Source organism: Streptococcus sp. HMSC074B11, assembly GCF_001808705.1.
Lineage (GTDB): Bacteria > Bacillota > Bacilli > Lactobacillales > Streptococcaceae > Streptococcus.
This window is the reverse complement of sequence record NZ_KV794303.1, coordinates 1-3,837: the sequence shown is the minus strand read 5'-3', so window position 1 is coordinate 3,837 and position 3,837 is coordinate 1. Positions and strand designations below refer to the sequence as shown.

The 3,837-nt window shown below is 39.5% G+C and carries 2 protein-coding genes; both read right to left on the bottom strand.

Translation table 11 applies throughout. The features are described from left to right. Nucleotides 1-3,089: Rib/alpha-like domain-containing protein (locus HMPREF2619_RS09280; protein ID WP_261673735.1), on the bottom strand; the 3,089-nt coding region annotated here is incomplete at its 3' end. A 463-nt stretch (nucleotides 3,090-3,552) separates the two neighbouring features. Then, nucleotides 3,553-3,837: MiiA motif-containing surface protein (locus HMPREF2619_RS09275; RefSeq protein ID WP_148130393.1), on the bottom strand; the 285-nt coding region annotated here is incomplete at its 5' end.

Genomic DNA, 3,837 nt, shown 5'->3' with positions numbered 1-3,837 from the left:
TTAACAGTTACTGGAACTTCATCCTTAGATTTATCTGGGTATGTTACGACAACAGTCGCGTCTTTGTCACCTGGTGTTGTTGTATCTACTGGTGTCTTGTATTCAACTGTAGTGCCACTTGGGAGGTCTCCTACATTGCCAATTGATTTCTTAGGATCTGGAGTTTCACCAACATTAACAGTTTGGTCCTTAGGTGTTGGTGTGTTCTTATCCGCATCTGTACGTGGATCTACTACCTTAACAGTTACTGGAACTTCATCCTTAGATCCATCTGGGTAAGTCACAACGACTGTTGTACTCTTATCACCTGGGGTTGTTGTATCTACTGGAGTCTTGTATTCAAATGTAGTGCCACTTGGAAGATCACCTACGTTACCAATTGATTTCTTAGGATCTGGAGTTTCACCAACATTAACAGTTTGGTCCTTAGGTGTTGGAGTATACTTATCTGCATCTGTGCTTGGATCTACTACTTTAACTGTTACTGGAACTTCATCCTTAGAGCCATCTGGGTAAGTTACAACAACCGTTGCATCTTTATCACCTGGTGTTGTTGTATCTACTGGTGTCTTGTACTCAAATGTTGTACCACTTGGGAGGTCTGATACATTGCCGATTGAACCTTTAGCATCTGGAGTTTCACCCTTGTTCACTGTTTGTTCCTTAGCTGTTGGTGTGTTCTTATCCGCATCTGTGCTTGGATCTTTAACAGTTACTTTAACTGGAACTTCATCTTTAGATCCATCTGGGTAAGTTACTACAACCGTTGCATCTTTATCACCTGGTGTTGTTGTATCTACTGGTGTCTTGTACTCAAATGTTGTACCACTTGGGAGGTCTGATACATTGCCGATTGAACCTTTAGCGTCTGGTGTTTCACCCTTGTTCACTGTTTGATCTTTAGCTGTTGGTGTATACTTATCTGCATCTTCATTAGGAACGGCTGTAAATGAATCAAGTGCTAGAGCTGAATGAAGGTCATCAGTGTTTTCACCTTGAAGGAATACAGCAGACGTATAGATAGCTGCTTCTGTAAGATCAGATGGCACAGTAAACGGTACTGAGCTAGCAGTTCCATCTGCTGTCGACGTTACAGTTGTTGCTGTACCAATCGCTTTACCATCTTTGAACCAACGGATTTGGTATTCGCGTGATGGCATAAGCCCACCAGTAGTGCTTTCAGCAGTATTTCCTGGTTTTGCAAAATTATCAGAGTTGTCGTATACCAAGACATCGTGCATTGGTTGAGGCGCAATTAGGGCAAAGTTGGTATTTGAAATATTTGCTGCCGCAAGTGATGAAGGTCCCACTGGAAGTACAGCATCAGACGTACCTTCAAACATATTTGATTGGTAGTTATTGCTCCAAATAGCATAGTCATTGACAAGAACAGTGGCATAAACATAATCCGTATTAATGTGACGGTGTTTTTGTCCAACAGTTCCATTCCACTTCATAAGACGTTCATTGTCTAAATCTTCATCTTTAACAAGTGTTCCAAACTCTTGGTCAGAAATCTTATGTGAAATTTTAAGACCGCTATTAGCCTGAGTAGCGCTCACACCATAAAGACCACGGAATGGAATACGATAGTTCCCGTCTTTATCAACTGGTACTACTACAGTTTCAGCAATGTGTGATCCTTTACCATTCTTAGCTTCATATTCTTTGATAATTTCAGCTTGAGCAGCTTTGAAATCATCAAGTTTGTAGTTTTTGTGTTCTTTTTTCCATTTATCAAAAAGACGAGTTACTTCATCATTTACGTATGAAGCCGCTACTTTAACGTTTGTGGCATTAATATCGTAGCTGTCTTTTTTATACATACGTGCGTCAGAACCACTTGGGTCACGAAGTTCATACCACACTTTACCACGGATTGTACCATAATCACCTTTACGTGAAAATTGGCCGTCTGCTTGGTCACCTGTCTGACGATCTGCTTCTGGTTTCAATAGATAGTCTTCAGAATTTGGTTTTTCTTGAAGAACTACTTGACCACCAACAATACGGTTGATACCAGCCGTGAAATCCCAAGTTTCATTCAAACGGCTAAGACGTCCGTGGAAACCTGTACGTTGGTCACCTGATTTGATGACATTGTATTTTGTTGGATCTGGATTTTCTACCCAAGTACGAATAGCAAGTTTAGGATCTCCTGCAAGTTTGAACTCACCTGTTGCTCCTAGGCGGTTTGCTAACGGTTTAGACAAGTCAAATACAAAAGTTCCATCTTGTTCACTTGTTGTCTTATAAACTGGTGACACAAAACCTTTACCAGTTACATACTGAAGGTAGACATTTACACCACCAAGGCGTTTTGCATCTTCTTGGTCATCGTTATTGACTGTTCCATTACGGTAAAGCCAAGCTGTTCCTTGATAAGTTTGCTTTTCACCCTTCACACCCGGACTGTAGATGGCTGTCTTTTGAGCAGCATCTTGGAGTTCAGAATCAAAAGAACGTGTGCTGATGCCATTTGCTGGAGAAAGAGCACGACGTGAACGTGTAGGTGCTTCCGAAGTAGAAGTAGCTTCTGACTTCACTTTAACTGTTTGAGAAGCTGACAATGTTGCGCTCGAACCATCTGAAAATGTAACAACTGCAGATCCGTCATTGCCGACTTGAACAGAAACTGCAGACGGATTTGAGCCTTTAATTGCTTCTGTAACATTTGAAATTTCCTCAGCAGTTAATGCTGATGCATCAGCTACTGTAGTTAAGCTTGGTGCTTGGACAGAATCAGATTCTTTTGCAGCTGCTACTACCGGTGTAGTAGATTCCGTAACTTTTTCTTCAGCATTAGCTTCTGTAGCTGTTGCAAGGACCGGTTTCGCATTAGCTTCTGTAGTTGTTGGAACTTCTACAGCAGGTGCTGCATAAGTTACATTCTCTTCACCTGCAGTTGGCTTAGTGGTTTCCGTAGTAGAACCTGCTTCTGGCTTAGTTTCTACTGTGTCTGCTTTGACTGATGGAGCGACTAGTGCTGCTCCAACCGCAAAAACAAGCGAACAACCAAATAAGAAATGTTTTCCTTTTTTGATCATACGCCAGTTCTTTTGTTCTGCATTTTTACGATTAAAATACATTTTTGTATCTCCTTTTTTTGTATTTCTTAGCATTTTATATGCTACATACATTTTTATTATAAATCATTAATTAAAGAATGTCAAAATATAATACAGTAAATTTGTGTGTAAAATTTTTCTAATTCTTTACTCTTGTTTTTATTTTTATATACTTATTGTTTTTAAATATATGGTATGTTTTCTTATATTTAACACTTTATAATTCTAGGAATTTGACCCCTAAATAGAAAAACAAGAATCTCCTAAAAGGAAATCCTCGTTTTCTAATAATGATTCTCACTAAATTAGGAAAGAAGCGAACCCCTGAAAACTAAAAAACCACACAGTTATTCTTCAATCTTGATGCTTCTCAAGAACGGAATCTCTGTGTGGTTTTATGATGAAGCTAGTCTTTTCCCTTAACTTCTTTTTCTAGCAAAATTACAGAATTCATATTCTCAAATTTGCTTTACTGAATATTTTCTTACTCTTCTTCCTCGCGTTTTTTAGCGATGAGGAGTCCTCCTGTCACTGCTGCAAGAAGTGCTAGTCCAAGTGAAGCGTTAGATTGTTTAGTACCAGTGTTTGGCAATTCTTTCGCTCCTGCTTTCTTAGCTGGTGCTTGAGCAGATGACTCTTTAGTTGCTTCCTTAACAACATTTTCAGAAGCAAGTACTGCTACTGAACCGTCTGCAAAGGTTACAACTACTGATCCATCATTGTTAACTTTGATATCTTTCGCAGTTGGGTTAGCTTTCTTAACTTCTTC